General features: G+C 63.3%; 28 protein-coding genes. 9 read left to right on the plus strand and 19 right to left on the minus strand.

Annotation, left to right across the window (positions count from 1 at the left end; translation table 11 throughout):
* Nucleotides 1-217: 217 nt before the first annotated feature.
* Nucleotides 218-1,156, plus strand: a complete 939-nt coding sequence (locus tag ACFFNA_RS08940) for a diacylglycerol/lipid kinase family protein (protein ID WP_378917482.1) — start codon at nucleotides 218-220, stop codon at nucleotides 1,154-1,156.
* 80 nt (nucleotides 1,157-1,236) lie between these two features.
* Here the strand turns inward: ACFFNA_RS08940 and ACFFNA_RS08945 are convergent, their stop codons facing one another.
* Genes ACFFNA_RS08945 through ACFFNA_RS08955 form a run of 3 tightly spaced genes read right to left on the minus strand, consistent with a single transcriptional unit; the run spans nucleotide 1,237 to nucleotide 4,975 of the window.
* The gene (locus tag ACFFNA_RS08945) at nucleotides 1,237-2,154 is read right to left on the minus strand and encodes an NAD(P)-dependent oxidoreductase (RefSeq protein ID WP_378917484.1); all 918 of its coding nucleotides are present in this window, start codon (nucleotides 2,152-2,154) and stop codon (nucleotides 1,237-1,239) included.
* Nucleotides 2,151-3,362, minus strand: a complete 1,212-nt coding sequence (locus tag ACFFNA_RS08950; RefSeq protein ID WP_378917486.1) for a mandelate racemase/muconate lactonizing enzyme family protein — start codon at nucleotides 3,360-3,362, stop codon at nucleotides 2,151-2,153. Before ACFFNA_RS08950 ends, ACFFNA_RS08945 begins: the two co-directional genes overlap by 4 nt.
* Nucleotides 3,359-4,975 (minus strand): GMC family oxidoreductase, encoded by a 1,617-nt coding sequence (locus ACFFNA_RS08955; RefSeq protein ID WP_378917488.1) that lies wholly within the window; start codon nucleotides 4,973-4,975, stop codon nucleotides 3,359-3,361. Before ACFFNA_RS08955 ends, ACFFNA_RS08950 begins: the two co-directional genes overlap by 4 nt.
* A 171-nt stretch (nucleotides 4,976-5,146) precedes the next feature.
* Here ACFFNA_RS08955 and ACFFNA_RS08960 point away from each other — a divergent pair, with 171 nt between their 5' ends.
* Complete coding sequence (locus ACFFNA_RS08960) at nucleotides 5,147-6,088, plus strand: phosphoribosylaminoimidazolesuccinocarboxamide synthase (protein ID WP_378917490.1); 942 nt, start codon at nucleotides 5,147-5,149, stop codon at nucleotides 6,086-6,088.
* Between the two features lie 90 nt (nucleotides 6,089-6,178).
* On the plus strand, nucleotides 6,179-6,574 hold the full coding sequence (locus ACFFNA_RS08965; RefSeq protein WP_378917492.1) for an acyl-CoA thioesterase: 396 nt from the start codon (nucleotides 6,179-6,181) through the stop codon (nucleotides 6,572-6,574).
* Nucleotides 6,575-6,847: 273 nt separating this feature from the next.
* On the opposite strand, the gene ACFFNA_RS08970 is transcribed toward ACFFNA_RS08965, so the two are convergent.
* Nucleotides 6,848-7,216, minus strand: a complete 369-nt coding sequence (locus ACFFNA_RS08970; RefSeq protein WP_167458361.1) for a winged helix-turn-helix transcriptional regulator — start codon at nucleotides 7,214-7,216, stop codon at nucleotides 6,848-6,850.
* An 89-nt stretch (nucleotides 7,217-7,305) separates the two neighbouring features.
* Here ACFFNA_RS08970 and ACFFNA_RS08975 point away from each other — a divergent pair, with 89 nt between their 5' ends.
* Nucleotides 7,306-7,911, plus strand: coding sequence for an NADPH-dependent FMN reductase (locus ACFFNA_RS08975; RefSeq protein ID WP_378917494.1), 606 nt, complete (start codon nucleotides 7,306-7,308; stop codon nucleotides 7,909-7,911).
* Nucleotides 7,912-7,967: 56 nt separating this feature from the next.
* On the opposite strand, the gene ACFFNA_RS08980 is transcribed toward ACFFNA_RS08975, so the two are convergent.
* Nucleotides 7,968-8,381, minus strand: coding sequence for a winged helix-turn-helix transcriptional regulator (locus ACFFNA_RS08980; protein ID WP_378917496.1), 414 nt, complete (start codon nucleotides 8,379-8,381; stop codon nucleotides 7,968-7,970).
* 97 nt (nucleotides 8,382-8,478) lie between these two features.
* Between ACFFNA_RS08980 and ACFFNA_RS08985 the strand changes: the two genes are divergently transcribed.
* Nucleotides 8,479-9,459, plus strand: coding sequence for a quinone oxidoreductase family protein (locus ACFFNA_RS08985; RefSeq protein ID WP_378917498.1), 981 nt, complete (start codon nucleotides 8,479-8,481; stop codon nucleotides 9,457-9,459).
* A gap of 124 nt (nucleotides 9,460-9,583) precedes the next feature.
* Here the strand turns inward: ACFFNA_RS08985 and ACFFNA_RS08990 are convergent, their stop codons facing one another.
* Both ACFFNA_RS08990 and ACFFNA_RS08995 read right to left on the minus strand, forming a co-directional pair.
* Complete coding sequence (locus ACFFNA_RS08990) at nucleotides 9,584-10,102, minus strand: helix-turn-helix domain-containing protein (protein ID WP_378917709.1); 519 nt, start codon at nucleotides 10,100-10,102, stop codon at nucleotides 9,584-9,586.
* Nucleotides 10,047-10,592, minus strand: a complete 546-nt coding sequence (locus ACFFNA_RS08995; RefSeq protein ID WP_378917500.1) for a cupin domain-containing protein — start codon at nucleotides 10,590-10,592, stop codon at nucleotides 10,047-10,049. Before ACFFNA_RS08995 ends, ACFFNA_RS08990 begins: the two co-directional genes overlap by 56 nt.
* A gap of 220 nt (nucleotides 10,593-10,812) precedes the next feature.
* Here ACFFNA_RS08995 and ACFFNA_RS09000 point away from each other — a divergent pair, with 220 nt between their 5' ends.
* A complete protein-coding gene (locus tag ACFFNA_RS09000; RefSeq protein ID WP_378917501.1) occupies nucleotides 10,813-12,195 on the plus strand; it encodes an FAD-binding oxidoreductase in 1,383 nt (460 codons plus the stop codon).
* 155 nt (nucleotides 12,196-12,350) lie between these two features.
* Here the strand turns inward: ACFFNA_RS09000 and ACFFNA_RS09005 are convergent, their stop codons facing one another.
* From ACFFNA_RS09005 to ACFFNA_RS09025, 5 genes are all read right to left on the minus strand, one after another.
* Complete coding sequence (locus tag ACFFNA_RS09005) at nucleotides 12,351-13,466, minus strand: substrate-binding protein (protein ID WP_378917503.1); 1,116 nt, start codon at nucleotides 13,464-13,466, stop codon at nucleotides 12,351-12,353.
* 72 nt (nucleotides 13,467-13,538) lie between these two features.
* Nucleotides 13,539-13,811, minus strand: a complete 273-nt coding sequence (locus ACFFNA_RS09010) for a hypothetical protein (RefSeq protein ID WP_378917505.1) — start codon at nucleotides 13,809-13,811, stop codon at nucleotides 13,539-13,541.
* Between the two features lie 91 nt (nucleotides 13,812-13,902).
* Entirely contained in the window at nucleotides 13,903-15,480 is a 1,578-nt protein-coding gene (locus tag ACFFNA_RS09015) for an HD domain-containing phosphohydrolase (RefSeq protein WP_378917507.1), read from the minus strand.
* A 149-nt stretch (nucleotides 15,481-15,629) separates the two neighbouring features.
* Nucleotides 15,630-16,940: a hemolysin family protein gene (locus ACFFNA_RS09020; RefSeq protein WP_378917509.1), complete on the minus strand. Its 1,311-nt coding sequence runs from the start codon at nucleotides 16,938-16,940 to the stop codon at nucleotides 15,630-15,632.
* A gap of 143 nt (nucleotides 16,941-17,083) precedes the next feature.
* Entirely contained in the window at nucleotides 17,084-17,791 is a 708-nt protein-coding gene (locus tag ACFFNA_RS09025) for an LssY C-terminal domain-containing protein (protein ID WP_378917511.1), read from the minus strand.
* 110 nt (nucleotides 17,792-17,901) lie between these two features.
* On the opposite strand from ACFFNA_RS09025, the gene ACFFNA_RS09030 reads away from it, so the two are divergent.
* The gene (locus ACFFNA_RS09030; protein ID WP_378917512.1) at nucleotides 17,902-18,621 is read left to right on the plus strand and encodes a gamma-glutamylcyclotransferase; all 720 of its coding nucleotides are present in this window, start codon (nucleotides 17,902-17,904) and stop codon (nucleotides 18,619-18,621) included.
* 106 nt (nucleotides 18,622-18,727) lie between these two features.
* Here ACFFNA_RS09030 and ACFFNA_RS09035 read toward each other — a convergent pair whose 3' ends face one another.
* From ACFFNA_RS09035 to ACFFNA_RS09045, 3 genes are all read right to left on the minus strand, one after another.
* Nucleotides 18,728-19,534: an extensin-like domain-containing protein gene (locus tag ACFFNA_RS09035; RefSeq protein WP_378917514.1), complete on the minus strand. Its 807-nt coding sequence runs from the start codon at nucleotides 19,532-19,534 to the stop codon at nucleotides 18,728-18,730.
* Between the two features lie 116 nt (nucleotides 19,535-19,650).
* A complete protein-coding gene (locus ACFFNA_RS09040) occupies nucleotides 19,651-20,685 on the minus strand; it encodes an extensin-like domain-containing protein (RefSeq protein ID WP_378917711.1) in 1,035 nt (344 codons plus the stop codon).
* A gap of 186 nt (nucleotides 20,686-20,871) precedes the next feature.
* Complete coding sequence (locus ACFFNA_RS09045) at nucleotides 20,872-21,297, minus strand: DUF3775 domain-containing protein (protein ID WP_378917516.1); 426 nt, start codon at nucleotides 21,295-21,297, stop codon at nucleotides 20,872-20,874.
* A 144-nt stretch (nucleotides 21,298-21,441) separates the two neighbouring features.
* On the opposite strand from ACFFNA_RS09045, the gene ACFFNA_RS09050 reads away from it, so the two are divergent.
* Both ACFFNA_RS09050 and greA read left to right on the plus strand, forming a co-directional pair.
* The gene (locus tag ACFFNA_RS09050) at nucleotides 21,442-21,978 is read left to right on the plus strand and encodes a tetratricopeptide repeat protein (protein WP_378917518.1); all 537 of its coding nucleotides are present in this window, start codon (nucleotides 21,442-21,444) and stop codon (nucleotides 21,976-21,978) included.
* Between the two features lie 304 nt (nucleotides 21,979-22,282).
* The gene (gene greA / locus ACFFNA_RS09055) at nucleotides 22,283-22,756 is read left to right on the plus strand and encodes a transcription elongation factor GreA (protein WP_095090920.1); all 474 of its coding nucleotides are present in this window, start codon (nucleotides 22,283-22,285) and stop codon (nucleotides 22,754-22,756) included.
* Between the two features lie 49 nt (nucleotides 22,757-22,805).
* Here greA and ACFFNA_RS09060 read toward each other — a convergent pair whose 3' ends face one another.
* The 4 genes from ACFFNA_RS09060 to rfaD are packed head-to-tail and all read right to left on the minus strand — an operon-like array spanning nucleotide 22,806 to nucleotide 25,910.
* Nucleotides 22,806-23,006, minus strand: coding sequence for a hypothetical protein (locus tag ACFFNA_RS09060; protein WP_378917520.1), 201 nt, complete (start codon nucleotides 23,004-23,006; stop codon nucleotides 22,806-22,808).
* Nucleotides 23,003-23,983, minus strand: a complete 981-nt coding sequence (gene waaC / locus ACFFNA_RS09065) for a lipopolysaccharide heptosyltransferase I (protein ID WP_378917522.1) — start codon at nucleotides 23,981-23,983, stop codon at nucleotides 23,003-23,005. The genes ACFFNA_RS09060 and waaC overlap by 4 nt, the downstream gene beginning before the upstream one ends.
* A complete protein-coding gene (gene waaF / locus ACFFNA_RS09070) occupies nucleotides 23,980-24,987 on the minus strand; it encodes a lipopolysaccharide heptosyltransferase II (RefSeq protein WP_378917524.1) in 1,008 nt (335 codons plus the stop codon). The genes waaC and waaF overlap by 4 nt, the downstream gene beginning before the upstream one ends.
* Nucleotides 24,960-25,910 (minus strand): ADP-glyceromanno-heptose 6-epimerase, encoded by a 951-nt coding sequence (gene rfaD, locus ACFFNA_RS09075; RefSeq protein WP_378917526.1) that lies wholly within the window; start codon nucleotides 25,908-25,910, stop codon nucleotides 24,960-24,962. Before rfaD ends, waaF begins: the two co-directional genes overlap by 28 nt.
* Between the last annotated feature and the right edge of the window lie 83 nt (nucleotides 25,911-25,993).

Raw genomic sequence — 25,993 nt, forward strand, 5'->3', positions numbered from 1 at the left:
GGTTGAACTTACGCCGGGTAAGGGTTGTGGGGAATGGCCGCGGGCCTGTGGATAGCGGGATTATCGGGGATCAATCAATGACAGCGGGATTTTCCGGTCCGCCATGATGGGCGGCAGCGGCGGACATTCGGCCTTGCCCTGCCGGCGGGCGCGGGCTTCAATGCCGGCAAAGGATTCGAGGCGCCGGACGCCTTGATGTCCTTGCGGGAGGGTGTGCGTGAAAGTCGGGGTGGTTCTCAATCCGATTGCCGGTGGCGGCCGGCTGAAACGGCATTGGCCGGAGGTCGCCGCCTCGCTGAAAAAGCATTTCGGCGATTTCGAGCTGCGCGAGACGCAGGCCGAAGGCGACGCTGAGCGGCTGGCGCTCGATCTTGCGGCGAGCGGCTTCGACCTGGTGATCGCGGCCGGCGGCGACGGCACCGCCAGCGAGGTGGCCGACGGGCTGCTGCAGGCGTCCGAGGAAGGCCGCAGGACAACCGAGCTTGGCCTCTTGCCGTGCGGCACCGGCATCGATTTCGCGCGCGGGCTTGGCCTGCCGCGCGAGATGGATGCGGTGCTGAAGCATATCGCCGAGGCCAAGGCTCGGAAGGTCGATGCCGGACGCATCTGCTACATCGACGACCATGGCGCGCTGGCCAGCCGCCATTTCATCAACATCGCCAGCCTCGGCCTGTCGGGTGCCACCGACCGCGCCGTCAATGCCGACAAGCGCAAGGGCAAGATGTCGGCCAAGGCGCTGTTCCTGTGGCGCACCGTGGTCGAGTTCATCCGCTACCGCTTCCAGGATGTCAGGATCACGGTCGACGACGGCACGCCGGTCGAGGCGCGCATGGCGCTGGTGGCGGTGGCCAATGGCAAGTTCTTCGGCGGCGGCATGATGATCGCGCCGGATGCCGAGCTGGCCGACGGGCAGTTCGACATCGTCATCCTGCGCGCGGCCGGCAAGCTGAAGCTGATCTGGGACATCCGCCTGCTCTATGGCGGCCGGCACCGCAACCACCCGGCGATCACCATCCTGCGCGGCAAAAAAGTGGTGGTCGAGCCGCTGGGCGATGTCGAGAAGAACGGCGCGCTGGTCGACATAGACGGCGAGTCGCCGGGACGCATACCGGCGACCTTCGAGATCCTGCCCGGCGCGCTGACGCTCAGATACTGATTCAAGTCGTTAACAGATCGATTCAGGTGAATCCGGCGATGGGTCCAACACCCTGAAATCGCTTGATTTCCTGACTGGTGTCAGACGTCGAGCTTGGCCGGAAAACCGGGCGCGCGCAGGTCGGTGCCGACGGTATCTTCGAGCAACTTGACGATCTGGGTCGACCAGGCGCCGCCGCCATAGGCTTCTCTGCCTTGCTCAAAAATCGCGTTGACGCGCGTGGCAAGCTCGAGCGGCACGCCGGATTGTTCGGCCATGGCGAGCGCGAAGCCGAGGTCCTTCAGCGCCAGGTCCATGGTGAAGCCGATGTCGTAGGAGCCGTTGAGAATGAGCTGGCTTTCGGTCTCATGGACGAAGCTGTTGCCGGAGGAGGCAACGATGGCGTGGTAGGATTGGGCGAGGTCGAGCCCGCCTTGTTTGGCCAGCATCAATGCCTCGCCGGCGGCGACGAGATGGATGAAGGCCAGCATGTTGGTGATCACCTTGATCACCGCCGCCGAGCCGGCCGGACCCATCAGGAACGACTTCGCGCACATCGCTTCAATGGCCGGGCGATGACGCGCATAGAGCGCTGCATCGCCACCGACCAGCGCTGTGATTTTTCCAACCGCCGCCAGGTGCGCGCCGCCGGTGACCGGGCATTCCAACGTCTCTATGCCCTTGACTGAGGCGAGGGCTGCAAGCCGCAGAATCTCGTCGCGGCCGTTGGTCGACATCTCGATCCAGGTGCCGCCTTCGGGCAGGCCTTCGAGCAAGCCGCCAGGACCAGCCAATACCGCTTCGCTGACTTTGGGCGAGGGCAGGCAGGTGATGGCGTTGCCGGCTCTGGCGGCAGCCTCGGCGGGACTGTTGGCGGCTGTGGCGCCAAGCGCGACGAGGCGCTCGACGGCGGCCGGGTCGCGGTCGAAGACAGTGACGGCAAAACCGTTGCGGACCAGGTTGGCGGCAAGGTTGCCGCCGAGATGGCCGAGGCCGATGAAGGCGTAGCTTTCGCTCACGGCATCAACGGCGTCTGCATCATCTGCAGGTGCAGTTCCTTGCCGGTGTAGGGATGCGCGTCGCAGACCGCTTCGTTGAGCTCGACGCCGAGGCCGGGCTCCTTCGACGGGATGACGTTGCCGTCCTGCCACTCGATCTTCTTCGTAAGCAGCGTCGCGTGAAAACCGTCCCACTGCTTCAGCGATTCCAGGATGAGGAAGTTGGGCAGCGTCACCGCCAGCTGGATGTTGGCGGCACCGACGATCGGCCCGCAATAGCAGTGCGGGGCGACCTGGATGTGGTAGGCCTCGGCCATGGCGGCGATCTTCTTGGTTTCGAGAATGCCGCCGGAGCGGCCGAGGTCTGGCTGCAGGATGGTCGCGGCACGGTTCTCGATGACCCGGGCGAATTCGAACTTGGTCGTCAGCCGCTCGCCGGTGGCGATCGGGATCGACGTGCCTCGCGCCACCTGCGCCATCACTTCCGGCATATCAGGCGGCACCGGCTCCTCGAACCACAGCGGATCGTAGGGTTCGATGGCACGCGCCATGCGCAGCGCGCCCGAGGCGGTGAACTGGCCATGAGTGCCGAACAGGATGTCGGCGCGGGTGCCGACCGCCTCGCGGATTGCCTTGATCATGCGGGCGGAGAGATCGATGTCGACAAGGCGCGGCTGGTGGCCGTCGAAGGCGGTGTAGGGGCCGGCCGGGTCGAGCTTGACCGCGTTGAAACCCTGCTCGACATATTCGAGCGCGCAGGCTGCGGCGAGATCGGGGTCGTTGTAGACGTTCTTGCCGCGCGCATCCTCGGAGTGGACGCTGCCGGAGTGCGGATAGAGATAGGTGTAGGAGCGCAGGGTCTCGTGCACCTGGCCGCCGAGCAATTTGTAGACCGGCTTGTTGGCCTCCTTGCCGATGATATCCCAGCAGGCCATTTCGAGCGCCGAGAAGCAGCCCATGCCGGACACATCCGGGCGCTGAGTGAAGCCGGACGAATAGGCGCGGCGGAAGAAGTTCTCGATGTCGTGCGGATCGCGGCCGATCAGATAGCGCTCGGCCATGTCCTCGACCATCTTCGCCGTGACATGGGCGGAAAAGGTGGCGTTGTAGGCCTCTCCATAGCCGACGACACCGCCATCGGTGGTCAGCTTGACGAAGATGAAATACTTGCCGCCGATGCCGGGCGGCGGGTTGCCGACTACCCAGGTCTTGACGTCGGTGATTTTCATTTTTGGTCCTCCAGAACCAGTTCGGCGCCCTTCCAACCGGTCATGATCGAGGCGGCGTTGGTGTTGCCGGTGATATTATCGGGAAAGATCGAGGCGTCGATGACACGCAGGCCTTCGATACCGTGCACCTTGAGGCGCGGATCGACGACGGCGCGCAAGGGATCAGGTCCCATGCGGCAGGTCGACACCGGGTGATAGACGGTGCCCGAGCGCTTCCTGAAATCCTGGATCAGATCGGCGTCCGAAGTGATCGACGGACCCGGCAGAACCTCTTCCTCGATGATCTCGGCCATATCAGGCATCGAGGCGATCTTGCGCACGAACTTCACAGCGTCGAGCATCTCGGCGACATCGGCCTCGGTCGAATAGGCATTGGCTGATATCCTGGGATAGTCGCGCGGGTTGCTGGTGCGGATCATGATCTCGCCGCGGCTCGACGGGCGGCAGTTGGACAGGCCGATAGAAAAGCCGGGCCACGGGTCGGGCGTCAGGATCGGGCGCTCGCCGCTCTTCGGAATGACGGTTGAGAAGGCCTGGAAATAAAGCTGCATGTTGGGCCGGGTCGCAGTCGGATCGGTGCGGAAGAAGCCGCCGGCATTGTTCATCGACAGCGACAGCGGCCCGGAGCGCGTCAGGATGTATTGCATGCCGACCAGCAGTTTGCCCCACCAGGGACGCAGCGTCTGGTTGAGCGTCGGCAGCCTGCCCTTGAAGGTGTAGTTGATGCCGACATGGTCCTGCAGATGCGCACCGACATTCTCGTTGGCATGGACGACGGGGATGCCAAGCCCCTTGAGCAGCGCAGAGGGGCCGACGCCGGACAGCTGCAGCAGCTGCGGCGAGTTGACCGAGCCGCCCGACAGAATGACCTCCCGGCCGGCACGCGCCGTCCTGGTCTCGCCGTTCTGCAGATATTCGACACCGACGGCGCGCCTGCCTTCGAACAGCACCCGGGTCACCAATGCATTCATCTCGACGCGGACATTGGCGCGCTTCATTGCCGGGCGCAGGAAGGCGCGCGCCGCCGACATGCGGCGGCCGTTCTTGGTCGAGATCTGGTAGACGCCGACGCCTTCCTGGGCGGCACCGTTGAAATCCGGATTGAGCGGCAGGCCGGCCTGCTGGCCGGCGGCTAGGTAGCGCTTGGTCAGCGGGTGGACGGCGTCCGAACAGTCGGTGACATGCAGCGGGCCGCCGACACCGCGCCATGCGTCGGCACCGGCCTGGTTGTCCTCCAGCGCCTTGAAGACGGGCAGCAGGTCGTCATAACCCCAGCCGGGATTGCCGGCGGCGGCCCAGGCATCGAAATCCTCGCGCGCGCCCCTGATCCAGACCATGGCGTTGATCGAACTCGAACCGCCAAGCAGCTTGCCGCGCGGCCAGTGGTCGGCATTGCCGGCGAGGCCCGGGTCCGGCTCGGCCTTGTAGTTCCAGTTGACCGCCGGATCGAAGAAGGTCTTGCCGTAGCCGAGCGGCATCTGCACGTAGAAGCGGTGGTCGGTGCCGCCGGCTTCCAGCACCAGCACGGAAAAGCGCCCGGAGGCCGACAGTTTGTCCGCCAGGACCGAGCCGGCCGAGCCGGAGCCGACGATGATGAAGTCATAGGTCTGCATGATTGGTGGGCGGCTCCGGAAATCCGGCTGCAGCCTAGACGCGGCGGCGCTCCCAAGTCGCGGCGCCTTCCGGCATGCGTTGTGAAAAAAGCGACTGCCGACACTGGTTTGAATTGAGAGGCTGACAATCCTGCTTGATATGCCGGGGGTCGAGGGCTTATGCGATGGCCTATGCGCACCCTTCCTGATGCTTTCATTCCTGAACTGCCGGGCCACTACAGCGGCAAGGTCCGCGAAAACTACGACCTGCCGGACGGCAGGCGCATCATCATCGCCACAGACCGTCTCAGTGCCTTCGACACCATCCTGACCTCGATCCCGTTCAAGGGAGAGATCCTCACCCAGACGGCCAGGTACTGGTTCGAGGAAACCGCCGATATCTGCCCGAACCATGTTCTCGAATACCCTGACCCAAACGTCGTCGTCGGCACCCGGCTCGACATCCTGCCGGTCGAGATCGTCGTGCGTGGCTATTTGGCGGGAACCACCAGCACCTCGATCCTGACAAGGTACCGGCGCGGTGATCGGGACATGTATGGAATGACCCTGCCGGACGGCCTGCGCGACAATGAAAAACTGGCCGAGCCGATCATCACGCCGACCAGCAAGGCCCTCCACGGTGGCCATGACGAGCCTCTGTCCAGGGCCGAGATCCTTGAACAGGGCCTTCTCACACAGGCGCAGTGGGACACCGTATCGGGTTACGCCTTGCAGCTGTTCGCCCGCGGCCAGCAGCGCGCCGCCGAACGTGGCCTCATCCTCGCCGATACGAAATACGAATTCGGCACCGACAAGAACGGGACCATAATCCTTGCCGACGAGATCCACACGCCGGACAGCAGCCGGTACTGGATCGCCAAGAGCTATGAGGAAGCCCTTGCCAGCGGCAGCCGGCCGGAGAGCTTCGACAAGGATTTCATCCGGTCGTGGGTGTCGGCAAGGTGCGATCCTTACAGCGAACCGATTCCTGACATACCCGACGAGATCGTCGAACAGGCATCGCGTGTCTATGCGCAGGCTTACGAGGCAATCACGGGCAGAGAATTCTCTCCTGACGTTTCCGGGCATAGCGTCCTGGATCGCATTCGTTCGAACCTCGAGCGTTACTTCTAGCGGCAAGCGAGCTTCATTAGGTGGCGCGTTGACGCGTCACCGCCATGACGCTACGGGATCGAGGGCAATTGACCTCGAAGGATTTCCCCCATGGTGCACTACGCAGATGGACGGCCGCTCGGCGATCTGACGCTGCGCACGCTGGCCATGCCTTCGGATGCCAATGCGGCCGGCGACATCTTCGGCGGCTGGGTGATGGCGCAGATGGACCTTGCCTGCGGCATCCGTGCGGCCGAGCGCGCCAAGGGCCGCGTGGTGACGGCGGCGGTCAAGGAAATGTCGTTCGCCAAGCCGATGAAGATCGGCGACACGCTGTGTATCTACACCCATGTCGAGCGCGTCGGCCGCACCTCTATGATGCTCAAGGTCGAGGCCTGGGCGCAGCGCTACCTCTCCGACCTGATGGAGAAGGTCACCCATGCCGATTTCGTCATGGTGGCGCTGGATGGCGAGGGCAAACCAAAGGCGGTTCCGGCGGAAGGCTGACCGGGGCTTCGGCGCACAGCCATGCCGGGTTGAACACGCGGCAGATGCGAAATGGGCCGCCGCACGGTCTTTTGATTGTGTTGGTTGCGACTGGGACGAAGACAATCAGTCAACGATTGCTGAACGCCGCGCTGGCAGGTGTCGCTGCGGCTTTGCCTTGTCTGCTGACGGCGTCTGTCTGAAAAAGCCAGAACCGAAACGGATCAACAGCCGCCGACGCAATGCAATGTCGCTAGCGCAGCCATCGGCGAAAACCCTTGCAATACAAAGGCTTCAGGCATGCGTGGCGTCGAATTTCTCACGTGCTGCCCGCACGCGCGTGGTGTTGATGCGCGCCCATTCGCCGAGTGCGCTGACCGGGATCAGCAATTCATGGCCGAGTTCGGTCAGCTCGTAATCGACGCGCGGCGGAATGGTTGGGAATACGGTGCGGGTGACGAAGCCGTCACGCTCCAATCCGCGCAAGGTGGTGGTCAGCATCTTCTGCGAAATGCCGCCGACAGCGGCCCGCAACTCATTGAATCGCAACGGTCCTTGGCCGAGCTTGCCGACCACGAGAACGGTCCATTTGTCGCCGACGCGCTGCAGGATTTCCGAAACGGCGCGGCAATCTTCGGTGTTAAGCGGGTTCCTCAGTAACAAAAAGGTGCCTCCTTGCGCATCGAGTTGACAGTATCTCATATAGCGCCGGTATCTAAATGATACCAGCTTTACTTATGGAGAGCCCCCCCATGTCAAAACTAAAAATCGCCATCATCGTCGGTTCGACGCGTGCCGCGCGTTTCGCCGATGTGCCGACCCAATGGATCGCCAAGATCGCCAAAGCGCATGCCGACATCAACGTCGAAATCGTCGACCTGCGTGACTTCCCGCTGCCGTTCTTCGACGAGGTCGCATCCTCTGCCTGGGTGCCGTCGACGAATGAAGTTGCACAGCGCTGGCAGAAGAAGGTCGCCGAATATGACGGCTTCATCTTCACCGCCGCCGAATACAATCATGGCCCGACGGCCGTGCTGAAGAACGCCATCGACTACGCCGCCAACGAATGGAACAAGAAGCCGGCCGGCTTCGTCGGCTATGGCAGCGTCGGCGGCGCTCGCGCCGTCGAGCAGCTCCGCATGCACGCGGTCGAATTGCAGATGGCGCCGGTCAAGTCGGCCGTCCATATCGCCTGGGGCGACTTCCTCGCCGTCCGCCAGGGCGAGAAGAAGCTCGAAGACCTCGAGCATCTGAACCAGGCTGCCACGGCGCTGGTCAACGACGTCGCCTGGTGGGCCAAGGCGCTCAAGGCAGCGCGTCAGGCTGACGCCATCACCGAGGAAGTCAAGGCGGCCTAACCGTCGGTTCGAGTTATCCTCCCAAGGATTCGGGGCGGCGCTTGCGCCGCCCTTTTTCAATTGTGGGAGGCGGGCGTCTCCCGCGTCGGCCTTGGGCGGATGATGCAATCGGCGAGGCGATCCATCTCGTTGAGTTCGTCGGCGTGATGCTGGCCCCATTGGCAGAGCGCCAGCAGGATCGGCTCGAGACTGAGGCCGAGACTTGTCGCGGAATATTCGACGCGGGAGGGCACTTCGGCAAAGATCTCGCGGCTGACGAGGCCGTGTTCCTCCATTTCCCGAAGCTGCTGGATCAGCACTTTCTGGGTGATGCCTGAAATCATCGCCTTCAGTGCGGACAGCCGTCGCGGGCCATCGAACAGATGGTAGAGAATGACCGCCTTCCAGCGCCCCGCGATCACTTTCAGCGCACGTTCCGCCGGCAGCATCGGCAGTCTCTTGATGGGCATTCTCTTGCTCAGATTGGCCATGGTCACCTCCTGGTCAGCAGGGGACAAATGAGTGTGTAGTCGAGGCTCCGCAGATAGTGGCAAACCGTGACCGATGCCAATGCGATCGGAGTTTGCCATGAAAGCCATTCAACTCAGCCGCTTCGGCGGTCCCGACGTGCTTGAGGTGGTTGACCTGCCATCGCCGGTGCCGCAGGCTGGCGAAGTGCTGGTTCGCGTCCACGCCGCCGGGATCAATTTCTTCGAAGTGCTGATGCGCAGGGATGGCTACGCGGTGACGCCGCAGCTGCCGATGATCCCCGGCGTCGAGGCGGCGGGCTTCGTCGAGGCTGTTGGACACGGGGTGGATGCATCGCTGCTGGGAACCCGCGTCGCCGCGCCGCTGTTCGTGTCACAGCGTCCTCACAGCGGCTATGCCGAGCAGATGACGATCGACGCTGATCTGATCGTGCCACTGCCGGACGCCTTGTCGTTCGAGGATGCGACGGCGTTGATGGTGCAAGGCCTTACAGCCCTTCACCTGCTTCGGCAAAGCCCGCCGGACGGCAAGTCGGTGCTGGTGCCGGCCGCGTCGGGTGGCGTCGGTTCGTTGCTTGTCCAACTGGCCAGGCTGAAGGGCGCACGCAAGGTGATCGCGGCCGCCGGCGGCAAGGCCAAGCTCGATCTCGCTTTGTCGCTCGGCGCCGATGCCGCCGTCGACTATATCAAGCCGGATTGGCCCGCCCGCGTCCGCGACATCACTGGCGGCGGGGGCGCCGACATCATCTACGACACCGTCGGCGGCGCACTGACGGCGGCGTCGCTGCAGGCGCTGGCGCCCGGCGGCGAACTGGTGTTTGCAGCACTAGGCCGCTATGCACTCGGGGCTTCAGACCTGGAAGCGATGATCGGCCGCAACCAGTCGCTGAGAGGTTTCGCGCTGCTGCCGCTGCTCTCCCCCGACGTGCTGAAAGCCAGCCTGTCCGAGCTGTTCCAGCTGGCGGCGAGCGGCCGGCTGCACGTTGCGATCGGCGGCCGCTTCCCGCTCGACCAAGCGGGAGAAGCGCACCGGCTGCTGGACGAGCGCCGCTCGACGGGCAAGGTTGTGCTGATGCCCTAGTGGTGTGGTCGCCTGCAAGCCGATCTCGAATTTGTCTGCTTTGCGCCAGGAGCGGGCTTTCGAGCTCTGGGGCGACGTTGGCGCGGCACACAGACTGAGAGGTGAACGCCCGTGCCATTTTTTCCTATTGGACGACGATAGGGGGCAACCTTTGGGCTTCCAGCAACGCCGAACGTCCCTTGCGCCAGGTACCAGGTGGAACGCCAACGAATTTTTTGAAGGCGCGATTGAAGGCGGCTTCCGATTCATAGCCGACCTCAGCACCTGCTTGCGCGATGCTCACATCGGGTCGTTCGAGCAAGCGTCCCGCCAGCTGCAGACGCCACCGAGCAAGATAGTGCATCGGCGAGACCTCGACATAATGGGTAAAGCGGCCCGCAAATGCAGTGCGCGAGAGTCCTACTTCGCGGGCGAGTCGGTCCAAAGTCCATTCCTCTCTGGGGCGTGCGTGAATGAGCCGGAGCGCCTCGCCGACGTGTGGATCCCGAAGGCCTGACAGCCACCCCCGCGAATTGTCGGGGAGGGTCTCGAGATGACGGCGGATGATCTCGACAAACATCAGCTCGCTCAGCTTGGCGAGGATCGTTTCACCGCCCGCCCGCCCGCTGCCACCCTCTGCCAGCGCCAGCCGAAAGAGGTCGATAACCCAACTGCTTCCATCGACGGGCTTTGCGGGCGCACAGTATGGCCGGCAACGCGGCGAGGAGGGGATTGAAAGGACGCGCATCGCAGCCAAGGTACCCGCAAATGAACCGCGTCCGCTCGTCTCCTCTACCACCATGAATCACCGCGAACGGCAGGTGCTCGTCTATCGGCCGATAATACATTGCCATGTTGGGTTCGCCCCGCGCCCCGGGCGACGAGCTCAAGACATTCGGAACACCACCGGGGAAGACCACGACATCACCGGCGTTCAAGCGCACTGGGGGCACGGAGTCGTCTCCCAGCGCGGCCCAGCACGAGCCGGACATCACGGCATGAAACGAAATGATGTGCTCCGCTTCTGGCATGATGGCGGCGGCAATCTCGGCCGTGCCCGGCGACTCACCGACCCAGGGAGAACTGGCGTCGACGTCGAAATAGATCGCACCCGTGAGACGAACGGCTCGGAGCACATCGGAAAGGACATCCATGCACTACACCTCCGGAAACGATCGACTACTCCCTTAATGACGAATTTTTCGGCCAGACATCCCGAACTATCCAGCAATATGGCCATATGAGCAAGCGCGCATATGCGCGCTCCTACTCTGAACGATCGGGCAACAGAATTGGACGATGTGACATTTTCGCGAGCACGGGATGGGGTTAGCGTCCATCAATCGGCCGACAGGTTCGGTAGGGAGGAATATCATGAACGACGAAGACATCACCAAATTCGCAGCAAGCCTCCGGGGCGAAGTCATCCGCACCGGCGACGCCAGCTATGACGAAGCCCGCAAGCTCTACAACGGCATGATCGACAAGCGGCCGCTGATCATCGCCCGCTGTGTCGACGTCGCCGACGTGATCGCAGCGGTGAATTTCGGCCGCGACAACAATTTGCTGGTTGCGGTACGTGGCGGCGGCCATAACGGACCGGGATTAGGGAGCTGCGACGACGGTCTGGTGATCGACCTGTCAGCGATGAACGGCGTGCGCGTCGATCCGGATGCCCGTACGGCGCGGGTAGGCGCGGGCTGCACCCAGGGCGACGTCGACCACGCCACCCATGCCTTTGGTCTGGCCGTACCGGCGGGCATCATCTCGACCACCGGGGTCGCTGGACTGACGCTGAGTGGCGGCCACGGCTATCTGACGCGCAAATATGGTCTGACCATCGACAATCTGATCGAGGCCGACGTCGTGCTTGCCGACGGAAGCTTCATTACCGCCAGCAAGGAACGGAACCCCAACCTGTTCTGGGCACTTCGCGGCGGTGGCGGCAATTTCGGCGTCGTCACCAGTTTTGTGTTCCAGCTTCACCCGGTCAACATGGTCTTTGCGGGGCCGATCGCATGGGATCAGGACCAAGCCCGCACCATTATGCAGCGTTATCGCGAGTTCCTGCCGCGCGCACCCGAGGAACTCGGGATCTTCCTCGGGCTCAAGACGATCCTCTCAAGCGCGCCGTTCCCCGAAGAGTTTTGGGGAAAACGGATGTGTCTTCTGATGTGTTGCTACAACGGTTCGGAGGAAAGAGGTAGAGAGGCGCTAGCCCCGCTCATCGATGCGCTCCCCGCGCCTTGGTTCAATTGGATGGGAACGATGCCCTATCCCGCCGTGCAGAGCATGTTCGATGGGCTCTACCCGAAGGGGATGCAGTGGTATTGGCGGGGCGATTTCGTCAAGACACTGTCTGACGCGGCGATTGACGCCCATCTCGAGCAGGCGGCGAAGACGCCGAGCGAGCTATCGCTCATGCATCTCTATCCAATCGATGGCGCCGTCCAACGCATCGGCAAAGAGGAGACGGCTTGGAATTGCCGCGATGCGACATGGTCGATGGTCATCGCAGGGATCGATCCGAACCCGCAGAAAGCGGGGCCGGTCACGCGCTGGACCAAGGCCTATTGGGAGGCGGTGCATCCGTTCGATCTGGGTGGCGCCTACCCGAACTTCATGATGGATGACGAGGGCGATGCAAGACTCAAGGCGGCCTATGGGGACAACTACGATCGCTTAGCTACCCTGAAGAAAAAATATGACCCGACTAACCTCTTCCGGGTCAACCAAAACATCCGGCCGGCGGCCTGACGGGCGGTCGCTCGTCAGGCCGCCACGTGCTTGTGCCGGATCGGCTACGGGCCAACGAGGGCCCGGCCGATACGATGAGGCTGGTCAAGACGCTCGCTGGCCTGCACGCGCGATAGTCGGCCGCGCCCAAGGCCGATTCAGCCTGCGTTGCTTAGTTAGAATTCGTCGCTAAGCGCGCGCTCGTTGGGATCGATCATACCCAAGTTCTTCACAACCCGGAATCGACCGCCCTGCGCCTGCGCGATGTACATGTTCATGCGAACATGGTGCTGGCCGGGAACCATTTCGGCCGGGCCGCCCGGTCCCTCGCTTATGCGAGCGTGATCGAGCGCCCGGATGACCGCGTCGCGCTCCACCGTGCCGGCCTCCTTCACCGCCGCTTCCCACATCCTGATCGCCCGGTAGTGGCCGGTGCACCCGCTGCCCGCGGTCAACATTGCACTGCCGGAGAACCGTTCGCTGTAGCGGCGCAAGAGCGCGCGACCGAACGGATCGTCGAGTTCCTGGTAGTAGTCGAGGCAGCTGTAGAGGCCCTCGATCTGCTCGAACGGCACCAGATTGAAGAAGTTCTCGTCGAAGTAGGTGCAGACGATCTTGCCGCCGCGTTTGCCGAAACCGGCCTTGTGCAGTTCTTCGAGGAACGGTGTCAGGCCCGGCGGAACGATGGTGTTGAAAACCACGTCGGTGCCGCTCGCCATGATCTGCTGCACCGTCCGCCGGAAATCGACGGTATCCAGCGGAAAATACTCCTCACCGACGATCTCGCCGCCATTGGCGCGCACCACCCGGCTCGCGGCCTTGTTCAGCAAATGGGGCCAGATGTAGTCGGCCGACGGCAAATAAAACCTTTTCGCGCCGGTGCTGTTCATGAGCCATGGTATCAGCGGTTCAACCTGCTGTGCGGGCACAGGCCCCGTGCAGAAGATCAGGGGATCGTTTTCCTGTCCCTCGTACTGCTCGGTGTAGATGTAGAGCGTCCTGCCCCGCGTAACCGCCTCGCTCTTGATGGCCTGGCGGGTCGAGCTGTAGATGCCGCCGACGACCACATCGACCTTGTCGACGTCTATCAGTTTCGCGGTTCTTGCCTTGGCGACGCCGTCTATGGTTTCGCCATCCTCGATGACAAGCTCCAGCGGCCGGCCGAGCAAGCCGCCGCTGGCGTTGATATCGTCGACCAGCATGGTGGTGAGGTTCGCATTTGCGATGCCCATGAAAGACAAGGGGCCAGTGAGTTCGGCGATAAGGCCGATCTTGATGGGTTTCGGATCCATTTGATTTCTCCAAATCTGGGGGTTCGTCGGGCGCGCCGCCGCCGGGCGGCAAACGGCGCGCAGTGCGGGACCTCAGGCCTCATAGTGGCCAAGCAGCAGCGCCGCCTGCGGCTTGCCGAGATGGCCAGCTTCCTGCAGGATCGCGGGCACCTCCGGATCCGACACGAAATTCTTCCAGCCCTCGGCGTCCCAGTCGAAGATCGCCCAGACGCGGTCGGGCTCGCTGGGGTCGCGGAAGACGGTTGCGCCGTTCGAGCCGTGCAGCCGGCGCTTGTCGGCGCCCTTGGTCGAAAAGATACGGATGAAGTGGTCGACATCAGCCACTTTGGTCGTTGCGAGAAGCATCTGATTTCCTCCTTGTCAGTCGCGGCCACCATTGGTCCGTCGACAGGATCACGATGCGCGCCCCGGAGCGGGTGCACATGGGGTGGATTCCCTATGCCTGCGTTTCGCCCGGTCGGATAAGGCCGTGCTCGACCGCATAGAGCGCGGCCGCGGCGCGTGTGGTCACGCCGATCTTGGAATAGACGCTCTGGATATGGTGGTCCGCGGTCTTGGGCGAGATATCGAGCTTGCGTGCCGCCTCCTTCGCCGTGAGCCCGGCGGCGATCAGGCGCAGCACCTCGATCTCGCGCGGCGTCATGCCGGCTAGCGCCCGCGGCAAAACCCGGCGCGACTGCTGCCCCGCGAAAGACAACACGGCCTCTGCGGCGTCGGGGCAAATACAACCGTCACGCACAGCGGCGCGCAGCTGTGTCGCCGCCGCCTCGCTGGACAGCGCCTTGCGGTGCGGACGTTCCTCTCGCCACGTCTGGAAGGCTTCGGCAGCGGCCAGGATCCTTGCCGCCGGCGACAGGTCGGAGCCACCAACCTTGCGGTGATAGCCCGAGCCATCCAGGCGTTCGTGATGGCGAAGCACGAGAGCGGCCATCGCATCGCCCTCGTGACCGAACGAGGCCAGGGCCCGCTCGCCATAATAGGCGTGCAACTGCGCCGCGTCGCGCTCGCGGACAGACAGCGGGCCGTTGCGCATCCAGGTCGCCACCGGCACCACCAGTTCGCCGATATCATGGATGCAGCCCGACCAGCGCAGCGCGCGAACGTCAGGGTCGGGCAGCCCGATCCGTTTCCCCGCACCCGTGGCCAGTTCCGACACCATCCTCGAATGGCCCTGCGTAAACGGCATGCGCATGTCGATCATGTCGGCTATGGCCAGGAACGCTTGATCGCAAGCCCCCTCATCCAGCGTCACCGGCGGATCGGGCTCAAGCGCCAAAATGGTCTCGCGGTCGACCGTCGCGCCGATGCCCTCCATCAGGACCGCCGCGTTAGCCGAGACGAGCCGGGCCAGATCCGCTTCGTATGGGCCGTCGCCGCGGCTGGCGATGGTTTCGGCCATCTCGTCGATGCCGAGGGCATCGCTGAGCGCAATCGCATCCTGCGCCAATGTGATCAGGCGCACGGCGGGCAGGACATCCTCACCACTCAGCCCACGCGGCAGGCCTTTGCCGTCCCAGCGTTCGTAGATCTGTCCAAGATTGCGCCGGATCTCGTCGGACAGGCCGAGCCGCTCGCCGATCCGCTGCGCGACCTCGCAATGCGCTGTGAGCACCGGGCGGGCCACCGCGAGCGCCTGCGACATCGCGGCCTCGATCGCCTTGGCCTGCGCGTCAGGCTCGAGATCGTAGTAGAACCGCTTGAAGGCCTGCACGAAGACCCTGCCCAGTTCCACACGATTGCCCATGTCGAGACCGACAAGATCCTGGCGGAGCGCTATTTCGTCACCGAAGGTGGCCGACAGAAGGTCCGTGTCGGCATTGCAGCCGACATAGCGCAGCATCGACTGGTGGTAGGCATTGCGCCGAACCTCATCGGAAACACCCGCAAGCTCGGCGATCCGCATTGCAAGCACACAGGATTTCAGCGCGAAGTCGCGAGAATGGCCGGTGGCAAGGTCCGAAGCATAGGCGAGGACCATCATAAAGTCCGCCCGGCGGATCGAGACGTTAGTCATCGCCCACCTCCCAGTGGGCCTATGCTAGCCCCGGGTACCGCAAATACCTAGGGGGAAAATCCCAAGCCTGATGCACTATCCCGCGAGAAACAGAACTTCCGGGGTGGGCCAAAAAGCTGACCCTCGAATGGTCTACATTGCGTTGATCGTCAGCGCACCGCCTCGCGGTGCGCGCCGGGCAGGCGGGTGGCGATCAGCTTGTCGATGCGGCGGCCGTCGAGATCGACCACTTCGAAGCGCCAGCCCTGTGCGTCGACGCATTCGCCGGTCGCCGGCAGATGATGCATGTGTGACAGCACATAGCCGGCGACGGTCTCGTAGTCGCGGTTTTCCGGGAGGTCGATGCCGAGAATGTCGGCCATCTCGTCGGCCTGCATGTAGCCGGCGAGCAGCCATGAGCCGTCCTCGCGCTTGACGGCATTCTCCTCGTCGCCGGCGTCGATATCCGCCCGGAAGACGCCGGTGATGGCTTCGAGAATGTCGGCCGGGGTGACGATGCCTTCGAAATGGCCATATTCGTCATGCACCAGCGCCATCGGCACATCGGATTCCTTGAGCTTCTGCAGCACATCCAGCGCGTCGGCCTGATCATAGACGATGGGCGCGGCGCGCACATGCCGGCGCGGGTCGAGCACACGACCGGCAAGGAGTGCTGCCAGCACGTCGCGGGTCTGGACGACGCCAACCATGACATCGACGCCGCCATCGCCCGCCGGCAGGCGCGAATGCTGGGTCTCCATCAAAAGCTTGCGAATGGCGCTCTCGTCGGCCTGCAGATTGATCCAGTCGACCTCGGTGCGCGGCGTCATCACGGCGCGTACGGCGCGGTCGCCAAGCCGCATGACGCCGGCGATCATGCGCCGCTCGTCGGATTCGATGGTGCCGTGATGCTCGGCCTCGGCGACCAGCATCTTGATCTCCTCGTCGGTGACCTTCTCCTCGCTTTCGCCGCGCTGGCCGAGCAGCCACAATATGGCGCGGCCGGAAATGTCGAGCAGGAAGACCAGAGGGGCCGAGACGGTGGCAAGGATGGTCATTGCCGGGGCCGCCCGCGCGGCCACGCGTTCAGGATCGCGCAAGGCGATCTGCTTGGGCACCAGCTCGCCAACGATCAGCGAGAAATAGGTGATGATGGCGACGACGATGCCGACGCCAAGCGGATCGGCGACGTTTTCGCGCATGCCGTTCGAGGCCAGTAAGGTGGCCAGCCGGTCGCCCAGCGTGGCGCCGGAAAACGCGCCGGAGAGAACGCCGACCAAAGTGATGCCGATCTGCACCGAGGACAGGAATTTGCCGGGATTGGAGCCAAGCTCAAGGGCACGACCGGCGCCGTTGACGCCGCGGTCGATCATCGCCTTGAGCCTGGCCGGGCGCGACGAGACAATGGCGAGCTCGGACATCGACAAAAGGCCGTTCACACAGATGAGGACGACCACGATAGCGATTTCAACGTACAGCATGAGCGGTCAATAGCATTGCGGCGCGGTTTTCGAAAATAGCTAAAGCGCGTCGCCTTCAAACGGATCCGGGCGTCGCGCTTTTAAGTCTTTGTTCTGATGCATGTCGTTGTCCCAGAACCGGAACCACTTTTGGGCAAATGATCTCATGGCAGTTGTTTCAACACGCCGACAACTGCCTCGCCGTCGGTGAAATAGGGATCGCCGCCGCCATTGCGCCCGGTGCTGGTGGCGCCGATGCCGGCCATGTCGCTGGTCGAGATCAGCGTGCCGGCGGTGGCCAGATCGCGCATCAGGAAATTGCGTTCGGCATCGATGTCGGGGCCGATATGATGGGTGATGGCGCCGGTATCGTGGCTCAGCCCCACGCCGCGATCGAAGCTGGCCGAACCAAGCCATAGCGGCCGGCCGTCATCGCCGGTCGCGCCGGTCTGCCAAAGGCGGACATGATGACGCCGGTCGGCGCTGGCTCCCACCGGTTTTTCGAAAGCAAGATCCTGGGCGCGGCCGTCGAACAGCAGCCGGCTGACCGGCGCATCGGGATAGGGATGGTCGAACAGCACGCTTTCACCGATCTCGATCGCGGTCTTCAAGGTCACGGCGTCGGCCGTGTCCCAGCCGGCGACGGCGAAGGCATGGACGACCTCCTTTTGCGTGCCGACAAGGCCGACATTGATCGGATCACCCGGAATGCCTTGCGGCGTGTGCGTCACCATCTCGAAGCGCTGGGTGCGAAAGCCGCGATCCCGGAATGTCCAGAATTCCGGCGCGGCGAAATAGGCGAGCGCCAGATAGGCGGCCAGGAAGGCCGCCACCCAGATTGCAACGCGTCGCCGAAAACTTCGCTGGCTCATGAAGGACGCTCGATCTGTGCGGTATCTGTTGCCTGACGAACACTGGAAATCAATGGCCAGGCGCGCGCAGTCGGTCTATCGTCAGCCATGGTTTTTGCGAGGGGGCAGGAATGAAGCGAAAGCCGGCAGGCCAAAGATCGATGGCGTTGACCGCCGACCTCGTCGCCAAGGTCGATCGTATCGAGCCTGATCCCGGTCCAGAGCCTGGAACCAGCGAACATACCGACGCGGAGTTCGATGACCTTGTCGAACAGCTGCTTGTCGAATACCAACCCGAAACGCTGTGGGTCTTTGCCTACGGTTCGCTAATCTGGAATCCCGAATTCGTCCATGTCGAACAGCGCCCGGCCACGGCGCAAGGGTGGCACCGCTCATTCTGCCTGAAGCTGACGCGCTGGCGCGGAACCCGCGATTTGCCGGCCCTGATGTTGGCCCTCGACCGTGGTGGCAGTTGCAACGGCATTGTTTACAGACTGCCGGCCGAAGATCATTTCGGACAGCTCGGCCAATTGCTGCGCCGGGAGATCGATGCGAACCCGCCAACCAACGTGCCGCGCTGGATCAAGGTCGGGACCAAGGAGGGTCCGCTGATCGCCCTGGCTTTCGTCGCCGCGCCAGACGGCAGGGCCTACGCCGGCCGGCAGCCGTTGGAACAGGTTGCCGACACGCTGGCCCGGGCTGCCGGACATTGGGGCTCGTCGGCGCAGTATCTGTTCCGGACCGTCGGCAAACTTGAGGAGAGCGGTATTCGCGACAGGAATTTGTGGCATATCCAGGATCTGGTGGCGCGCCAAATCATCGCTTCCACCGGTGGCGCTGGTCCCGCCTGATCTTTTGCTAGAGTCTGTCCCATGCCGATGGAATCGGGATGGGCTCTATCTCGGTGTTTGAGCACGATCTTTTCCGAAGCCGGTATCCACTTTTCGGGATCGTGCCCTAGCGGCAGGCGCGATAACCGTTCCTGCGGTTCTTGATGTCGAAGTGGAAGTGGTTGCGGTGGTCGTAATTGTAGCCGGGGCCAAGCACTGTGGTGAAATACTGGCAGCCGTCGGCGCGCACATTGTTGAGGAAACCGCGGGTGCGGAAGGCAAACAGGCCGGGCTTGCGCACGTCGATGTCGTCGCCATTGTTGAGTTCGATGCTCATGACGTCGAGCGCGTTGCCCTTGCCATGCTCCGACAGCACGCCTTCGCCGGCGATGTTGCGGCAGGAATAGCTGGAGCCCTGGTGGATGGTCTTGACGCCGGAGAAATAGCGCCAGCGGGCGGAGGGAACGAGTTCGTTCTTCGTCCAGCCGGCGAAGGTGGCGGCCATGTCGCAAGTCAGCGTGGCGGCAGGCTTCATCTGGATGCTGCCGATGGCCGAGACCTTGACCGGATAATCGATGCCGCACTGGCCTTCATGGATGGGCGCCAGGTCGGTGTAGGCGACATCGAGGCGCTTCAGCTGCTGGCGGCAGTCGGTTTCGCTGGCCGGCATCTGGTCGACCGGCGACATCGGCTCATCCATGCGCGGATAGGCGGCGGTCGTCATGTAGGGATTGGAGGGAACAAGCTTCTGCATGCCCGTGTATTGCGGCACGGCAGCCGTCTGGGAGCCGACATCGACAGCCGGTTCAAGCGACATCACGCTGCCGGTGTTGCAGGCCGAAACCGCCGCGAGGGCAAGGCCGGCGGCCACCATCGCTGCACGTTTCGATCGGCGCGCGGCGGCTGAAAAAACGGCGCGAAATTTGCCGGCCATTGGCGGAGTCCTGTTCCCAGATGTCCGGCATTTTAACGATCAAGGGTAAAGGAAAACTCAGTGCCCACGTTCATGCCTGCGGCCGAATTGCGGCACGCGGTCTCGGCCGACCATGCTCACTGGCAGAAGGTGCCGCCATGGCGGCGCGGCTCGAGATCGAGATGGAAATGCAAGGCATGGTCGGGGTCGGCACCTGGTCCGAGCACGGTCTTGAACGGTCCGCAGGCTGCCTTGCGCACGGCGTTGAGGAATTTCGCGTCTTTTTCCGGCGGCGTCGGGCCGACTTCGACCTTCTTGCCGTCCGACAGCGTGAAGCTGGCGATGTCGAGCGCGTTGCCGAAGGCGTGTTCCGACAGTTTTCGTGTGCCGTGGCGCGGCCGGCAGACAAAGGCCGATGCCTGGCCGATCGATTTCAGATCGGCGCCGAAATCGGCTTTCGCCGCCGGCTGGATGACATTTGCGGCAAAACGCGCCGCCACCTCGGCCATCGGGCAATTGAGCTCGGTGCCGGGGGCGATGGCGATTGACTTGCCAAGTGTCTTCAGGACGATTGGGTAGGGGATCGAGCAGCCGATTTCGGGATTGCTTTCCGCCTTGTGTTCCTCGAACTCGACGCCGAGCGTCTTCAGTCGCTCGCGGCAAGCGACTTCCTCTTCGGGCATTTTCCCGTCGGGGAGATCGGCCGAGCGCGGGTCGGGGAGCATTTTCTCGTCACCTGCATCCGCCGGCTTTTGCGGCGGCTGCGGGGCGACGGCCGGTGGCTCAACCCCGGGCTCTGCGGTCCCAGGCTTTTGTGGTGGCGTCGGCGCTACAGCCGGCGGCTCCGGTTCACTTCCCGAATCGGCCGATGGTTCGGGGCGCGCCTGCTTTTTCCGATGAGACTTTTCTTCATTGAACCGGCCCGCTCCGCCGCTCTTTGGACCTTGTGTCTTCAGCTCCTCCTTCTTTGAAGCGTCGGCCTTCTGCGCGTCTGCGGGACGTGGCTGAGGCACCGGAACGTCGGCAGGTGATGTCAACGGATCCAGCGTTTTCTGCTGTGTCTGTGTCTGTGTCGGGCCCGACGCGACCGGCTGCTCGCCCCGCCGTTTCAGCGGATGCCTGCCCCGCGGTTTCAGCGGCCGGTCGACCCGCGGTGTCAGCGGCTGCTCCACCCGCGGTGTCAACGGCTTGTGGTGCCGATGGCGATGTCTCGCGTCGGCGGGCGTAACCAGCACAGCCGCGATGGCTACGACCAGTGCAATCCTGCAGGTTTGGGAAAAGACAATCGACCCCATGGCCCTCAACGGCGCCGCCGCAAGGAGGTTGCCTTGGCCGCATCACGAACGGTAACCACGACGTTACGCGCCGATCGCTTCCAGCCCTTCCTCCAGCCAGTCGGCAAGCAGCGGCATGCCAAGCAGATACTTTGCCGTGCGCTTGTTGGCGCGTTCGCGCGCAGCCGCAAGGGCGTCCGCCCATTCGGCGGCGTCGTAGTCGCCGCGACCGATCCAGGCCAGCGCGACCAGTTCTGCTGCTTCATCGACATTGAGGTCGTTGATCAGCTCGCGCAGCTCTTCCTCGGTGAGGTTTTCGGAACTTTCCTCGGCAAGGCCGTCATGATGGTGGTTGACATGGGCCTCGCCATCGAGTTCGACCTCGTGTTCTGCGCCATCGGCGTAGTCTTCGTTGACAGCGGCGCTCAGTGCCTTGGCCTTGAGGATGAACAGGCGCACGGTGTCGGGGCCGATCGAAAGCTCCCAGTCCTTTTCAAGCCGCCGCTGCACGGGCCGTCTCCGTCAGGTCGTTTGCTCGGATGATAGCGGATTTGCAGCATCCGTCACCTGATGTTCTCCCGCTTGCTTTTTTTCGGGATGAAACCCAGGCCGTCCGGCGTTAATGTTGCATTCTCACCCCTCAAGGAGGCTTCGATGCATAAAAGAATGCTGATCCAGGCGGCGACTGCCCTTGTCGCGCTGCAGTTCCTTGCCGTTCCGGCGTTCGCCGCCGGCAGTAGCGGTGGCAGCGATCAGACCGTCACCCAGTGCAAAAAGGGGGAGGTCTGGGACAAGAAGAAGAAAAAGTGCGTCGCACCCCAGGAAGGCATGCTGGACGACGACAGCATCTATGATGCAGGCCATGCGCTGGCGATGGCCGGGCGCTATGACGAGGCGATCGCCGTGCTCAGCCTCGCCGCCAACAAGCAGGATCCGCGCATCCTCAACTATCTCGGCTATTCGCACCGCCATTCCGGCCGCGTCACCGTCGGCCTCGGCTACTATGAGGAAGCGCTGCGCATCGATCCCAATTACACGCTGGTGCGCGAATATCTCGGCGAAGCGCATCTGCAGATCGGCGATCTGGCCGGTGCCCAGCAGCAGCTGATGGAAATCGAGAAGCGGACCGGCAAGGGTTCGCGCGAATACGGCATGTTGTCGGAGCAGATCGACCATTTCATGCGGAGCTGATTCGGCTCCAGCGCGCCTCAATCCGGCCGCGAGCGATCGCGGCCGGATTTTTTGTTGCCGGCCATCACAGGTTCGCATCTGCCGCCACGGCATTTGCGAAAGCAGCGACGGCATTTGTGAAAGCAGTAGATGATTTTTGCAAAACCGATTTTTGGGCGTGAAAAACCCGCGAAGATTGCTATATTCAGGGAAATTGCGGTGAAACGGTTCCGTTAGCCCGAGGCTGTCGGACCGTTTTCTTTTTGTACCCATCGACAAGGCTTTCCCCGAAACGCGGGGGTGGCAGCAGGAAAGGTCAGGCATCATGAACAAGGTCCCGATGACAGGCGAGGGGTTCGCGTCATTGAAGGAAGAGCTGCGCTGGCGCCAGCAGGAGGAGCGGCCGCGCATCATCGAGGCGATCTCCGAGGCGCGCTCGCATGGCGACCTTTCCGAAAATGCCGAATACCATGCCGCCAAAGAGGCGCAGAGCCTCAATGAGGGCCGGGTCAACGAGCTTGAAGATTATATCGCGCGCGCCGAAGTGATCGATGTCAGCAAGCTCAGCGGCGACAAGGTCAAGTTCGGCGCCACCGTGGTGCTGGTCGACGAGGACACAGAGGAAAAGAAGACCTACCGGATCGTCGGCGACCAGGAAGCCGACGTGAAGTCCGGCCGCATCTCGATCTCCTCGCCAATCGCGCGCGCGCTGATCGGCAAGGAAGTCGGCGACGCCATCGAGGTCAACGCGCCAGGTGGTGCCAGGGGTTATGAGATCGTCCAGGTGCAGTTTATTTAGGGATCCAAAGCGGGGGCCTTTGTTTCAATCTCAAACGCCGCGCCGCCCCTCATCTGGCTGCCGCCATCTTCTCACCGTGAACGGGGAGAAGGACGCCTTCATCAATAATTTCGCCAATTTTTAGCGTTGCAAGTAAGGCGTTGGCGTTGCGGCCAGCTTCTTTCTCCCCGTCACTATACGGGGAGAAATGCCCGGCAGGGCAATGAGGGGCGGCGCCAACGTTTCCAATTGAATTGATGGAATAAATCAATCTCTGCCGGTACTGGTCCGACCAAGCTCCAGCAGCCTCTCTGCCTCGCCCACCACTTCCGCCGGCGCAATACGCTCCCCGGGTGCGGCCAAGAGCGTCGACGCATAGGGCCCGCGCGGGCCGGTGAGGCCGGGCTCGGTGGCAAGAAAAACCGCAACCGTCGGCAGACCGAAGGCGCTGGCGAGATGGGTCAGCCCGGTGTCGGCGCCGACGACCAGCGTCGAGCGGCCGATGATCGCGGCGATGTCGGCCAGTGGTGATTTTGGGACTACGATCGTTGGCGGTACGGCGTTCGCGATCGCTTCGGCCGCCGCCTTTTCACACTCGTTCGACCATGTGGTGACCGGCGTCATTTCTCTTTCAACCAGCAGGCGGGCGGTTTCGATCCAGTCTTGGACCGGCCATTTCTTGTCCTCACGGCTGGTGCCGTGCAGCAGGAAGGCGATTTTTCCGGCGATGCCGGCCAGATTGCCGGGCGGCGGGACGATGCCGGAGTCCAGTCTCGAAAGATCGGGCTGATAGCCAAGCGCCAGCCCGAACAGCCGCCGCGTTCGTTCGATGGCGTGCAGGTCGCGCGGCACGGCGTAGGTGACGTCGTAGAACAGCGTCGCTGAAGGTTCGCGCGCGCTCGACCGGTCGAAGCCGGCGATCGGTGCGCCCGCCTGTCGTGCCACCAGGGCTGATTTCAGCAGGCCCTGCGCATCGATGACGAGGTCATAGCGGCATTCGCGCAAGGTGCGGCGCAAGGCGGCCGCCTCGCGCCAGGTGCCGCCGTCGAGCAGTGCCTTGCGCCAACGCCGGATCGCCACCGTGTGGATACTGTCGATCGCCGGATGCAGCGCCACGATGCCGGCGAATGCCTCTTCCACGCACCAGTCGAAGGATACGTCCGGCCTGACAAGGCGGGCATCCTCGACGGCCGGAAAGGTGTGGATGACATCGCCCATCGACGACGTCTTGACGATGAGGACCTTCATGCGGCTGCCGGGATTTCCAGCAGGCGTTTCGCCGCCGCCGCGACCTGCCCGACTTCAAGCGTCTTCAGGCAGTTGAGGTGGCCGAGCGGGCAGACCTTCTGGTGGCAAGGCGAACAGGACAGGCCGAGCCAGACCAGTTCGCGCCGTTCGGCCAGCGGCGGTGTATTTTGCGGCGAGGTCGAGCCATAGACGGCAACGATCGGCGTGCCGACGGCGGCGGCGACATGCATCAGCCCGCTGTCGTTGGACACCGCCAGCCTTGCCACTGAGATGAGGTCGATGGCGTCCTCCAGCCGCGTCTGGCCGGCGAGGTCGACAACGCCGGGGGCGAGGGCGGCTATCTCCGCCGTCACGTCGCGGTCGTTCTTCGAGCCGAACAGCGCGACCTTCAAACCCTTCGCCATAAAATCACGGGCAAGCCCGGCATAGCTTTCGCTCGGCCAGCGCTTGGCCGGGCCGAACTCGGCGCCGGGCATCAGGGCGACGAATTTCTGCGGCGCCAGCCCGAAGCGGTCGAGCAGGGCGACCTGGTTTTTCGCGTCCACGGTCAGGCGTGGCGCCCGGAAGCTGCCGCCCTGGGCGAGGCCGAAATAGGCCTGCGCCGTGCGTCGTTTGACGCTGTCGGGCAGCGGCACGATGTCGGTCAACAGGCCATAGCGCATTTCGCGCAAATGACCGAAACGGCGCGGAATGCGGGCAAAGAACGGAATCAGCGCCGATTTCCAGCTGCCCGGCAGGACATAGGCCATGTCGTAGCGGCCGCGCAGCAAGCGGCCGAAGCGGCGGCGATGGGTGAATTCGAGCGCGCCGGGTTTCAGCGGAAAGTCGATCTGCTGGCGGATTTCGGGCATGCGCTTGACCAGCGGTGCGGCCCAGGCCGGCGCCAGCACATCGATCGCTGCGTTGGGATGCAGCTCTTTCAGCGCCGAAAACAGGCACTGCGCCATCACCATGTCGCCCACCCAGCGTGGGCCGATCACGAGGATCGTTGGGCTTTCAGCCATTCGACATAGTCTCTGACACCGGTTTCCACTGTCCGGAATTGGCCATTGTAACCGACTGCGCGCAAACGGGACATATCAGCTTGTGTAAAGCTCTGGTAGCTGCCCTTGAGATGGTCGGGGAATTCGATGAACTCGATCTCGCCTTTACCCAACGTGTCGATCACCGTTTCGGCGATGGCGCGGAACGGCTGGGCGCGGCCGGTGCCGCAATTGAAGATGCCACTCGAGCCGCGCTTCCACAGCCACAGATTGACGTCGGCGACATCGCCGACATGGATGAAGTCGCGGCTTTGTTCGCCGGGTCCGAACCCATCATAGGCGCCGAACAGTTTTGGGTTCTCGCCCCGTTCGACCTGGTTGAACAGATGGAAGGCGACCGAAGCCATGGCGCCCTTGTGCGCCTCGCGCGGGCCATAGACGTTGAAGTAGCGCAGGCCTGCAACCTGCGAATGGTCGGTATCGAAGATGGTGCGCCTGACATAGTCGTCGAACAGCTTCTTGGAATAGGCATAGACGTTAAGCGGCCGCTCCAGCGCCGGGTCCTCGCGAAAATCGGCGCCGCCGCCGTAAACGGAGGCCGAGGAAGCGTAGAGGAAGGGCACGCGCAGCGCCTGGCTGGCATGCAGCAGCCGTTTCGAGAAGGCGTAGTTCACCTCCATCATGAACTTGCCGTTCCATTCGGTGGTGGTCGAGCAGGCGCCCTGGTGGAAGACGGCCTCGATGCGGCCGAGCGAGCCTGCCTCCATGCGGGGCAGCAAATCGTCCTTGTCGAGATAGTCGGCTATCCGCAAATCGGCGAGATTGGAAATTTTGTGGCCGTCGGTAAGGTCGTCGACGACCAGGATGTCGTCATGGCCTTCGGCGTTGAGCGCGGCGACGATGTTGGAGCCGATCATGCCGGCGCCGCCCGTGACGATGATCATGTTGTTGGCCCTGATACGCGTTTCGCTTGCCGATTCCGGCCCTTATAAGGGAGGCAAGGTGGGCTGTCGATAAAGCAGGCAAC

Origin of the sequence: Mesorhizobium kowhaii (genome assembly GCF_042431665.1) — a bacterium.
Lineage (GTDB): Bacteria > Pseudomonadota > Alphaproteobacteria > Rhizobiales > Rhizobiaceae > Mesorhizobium > Mesorhizobium kowhaii.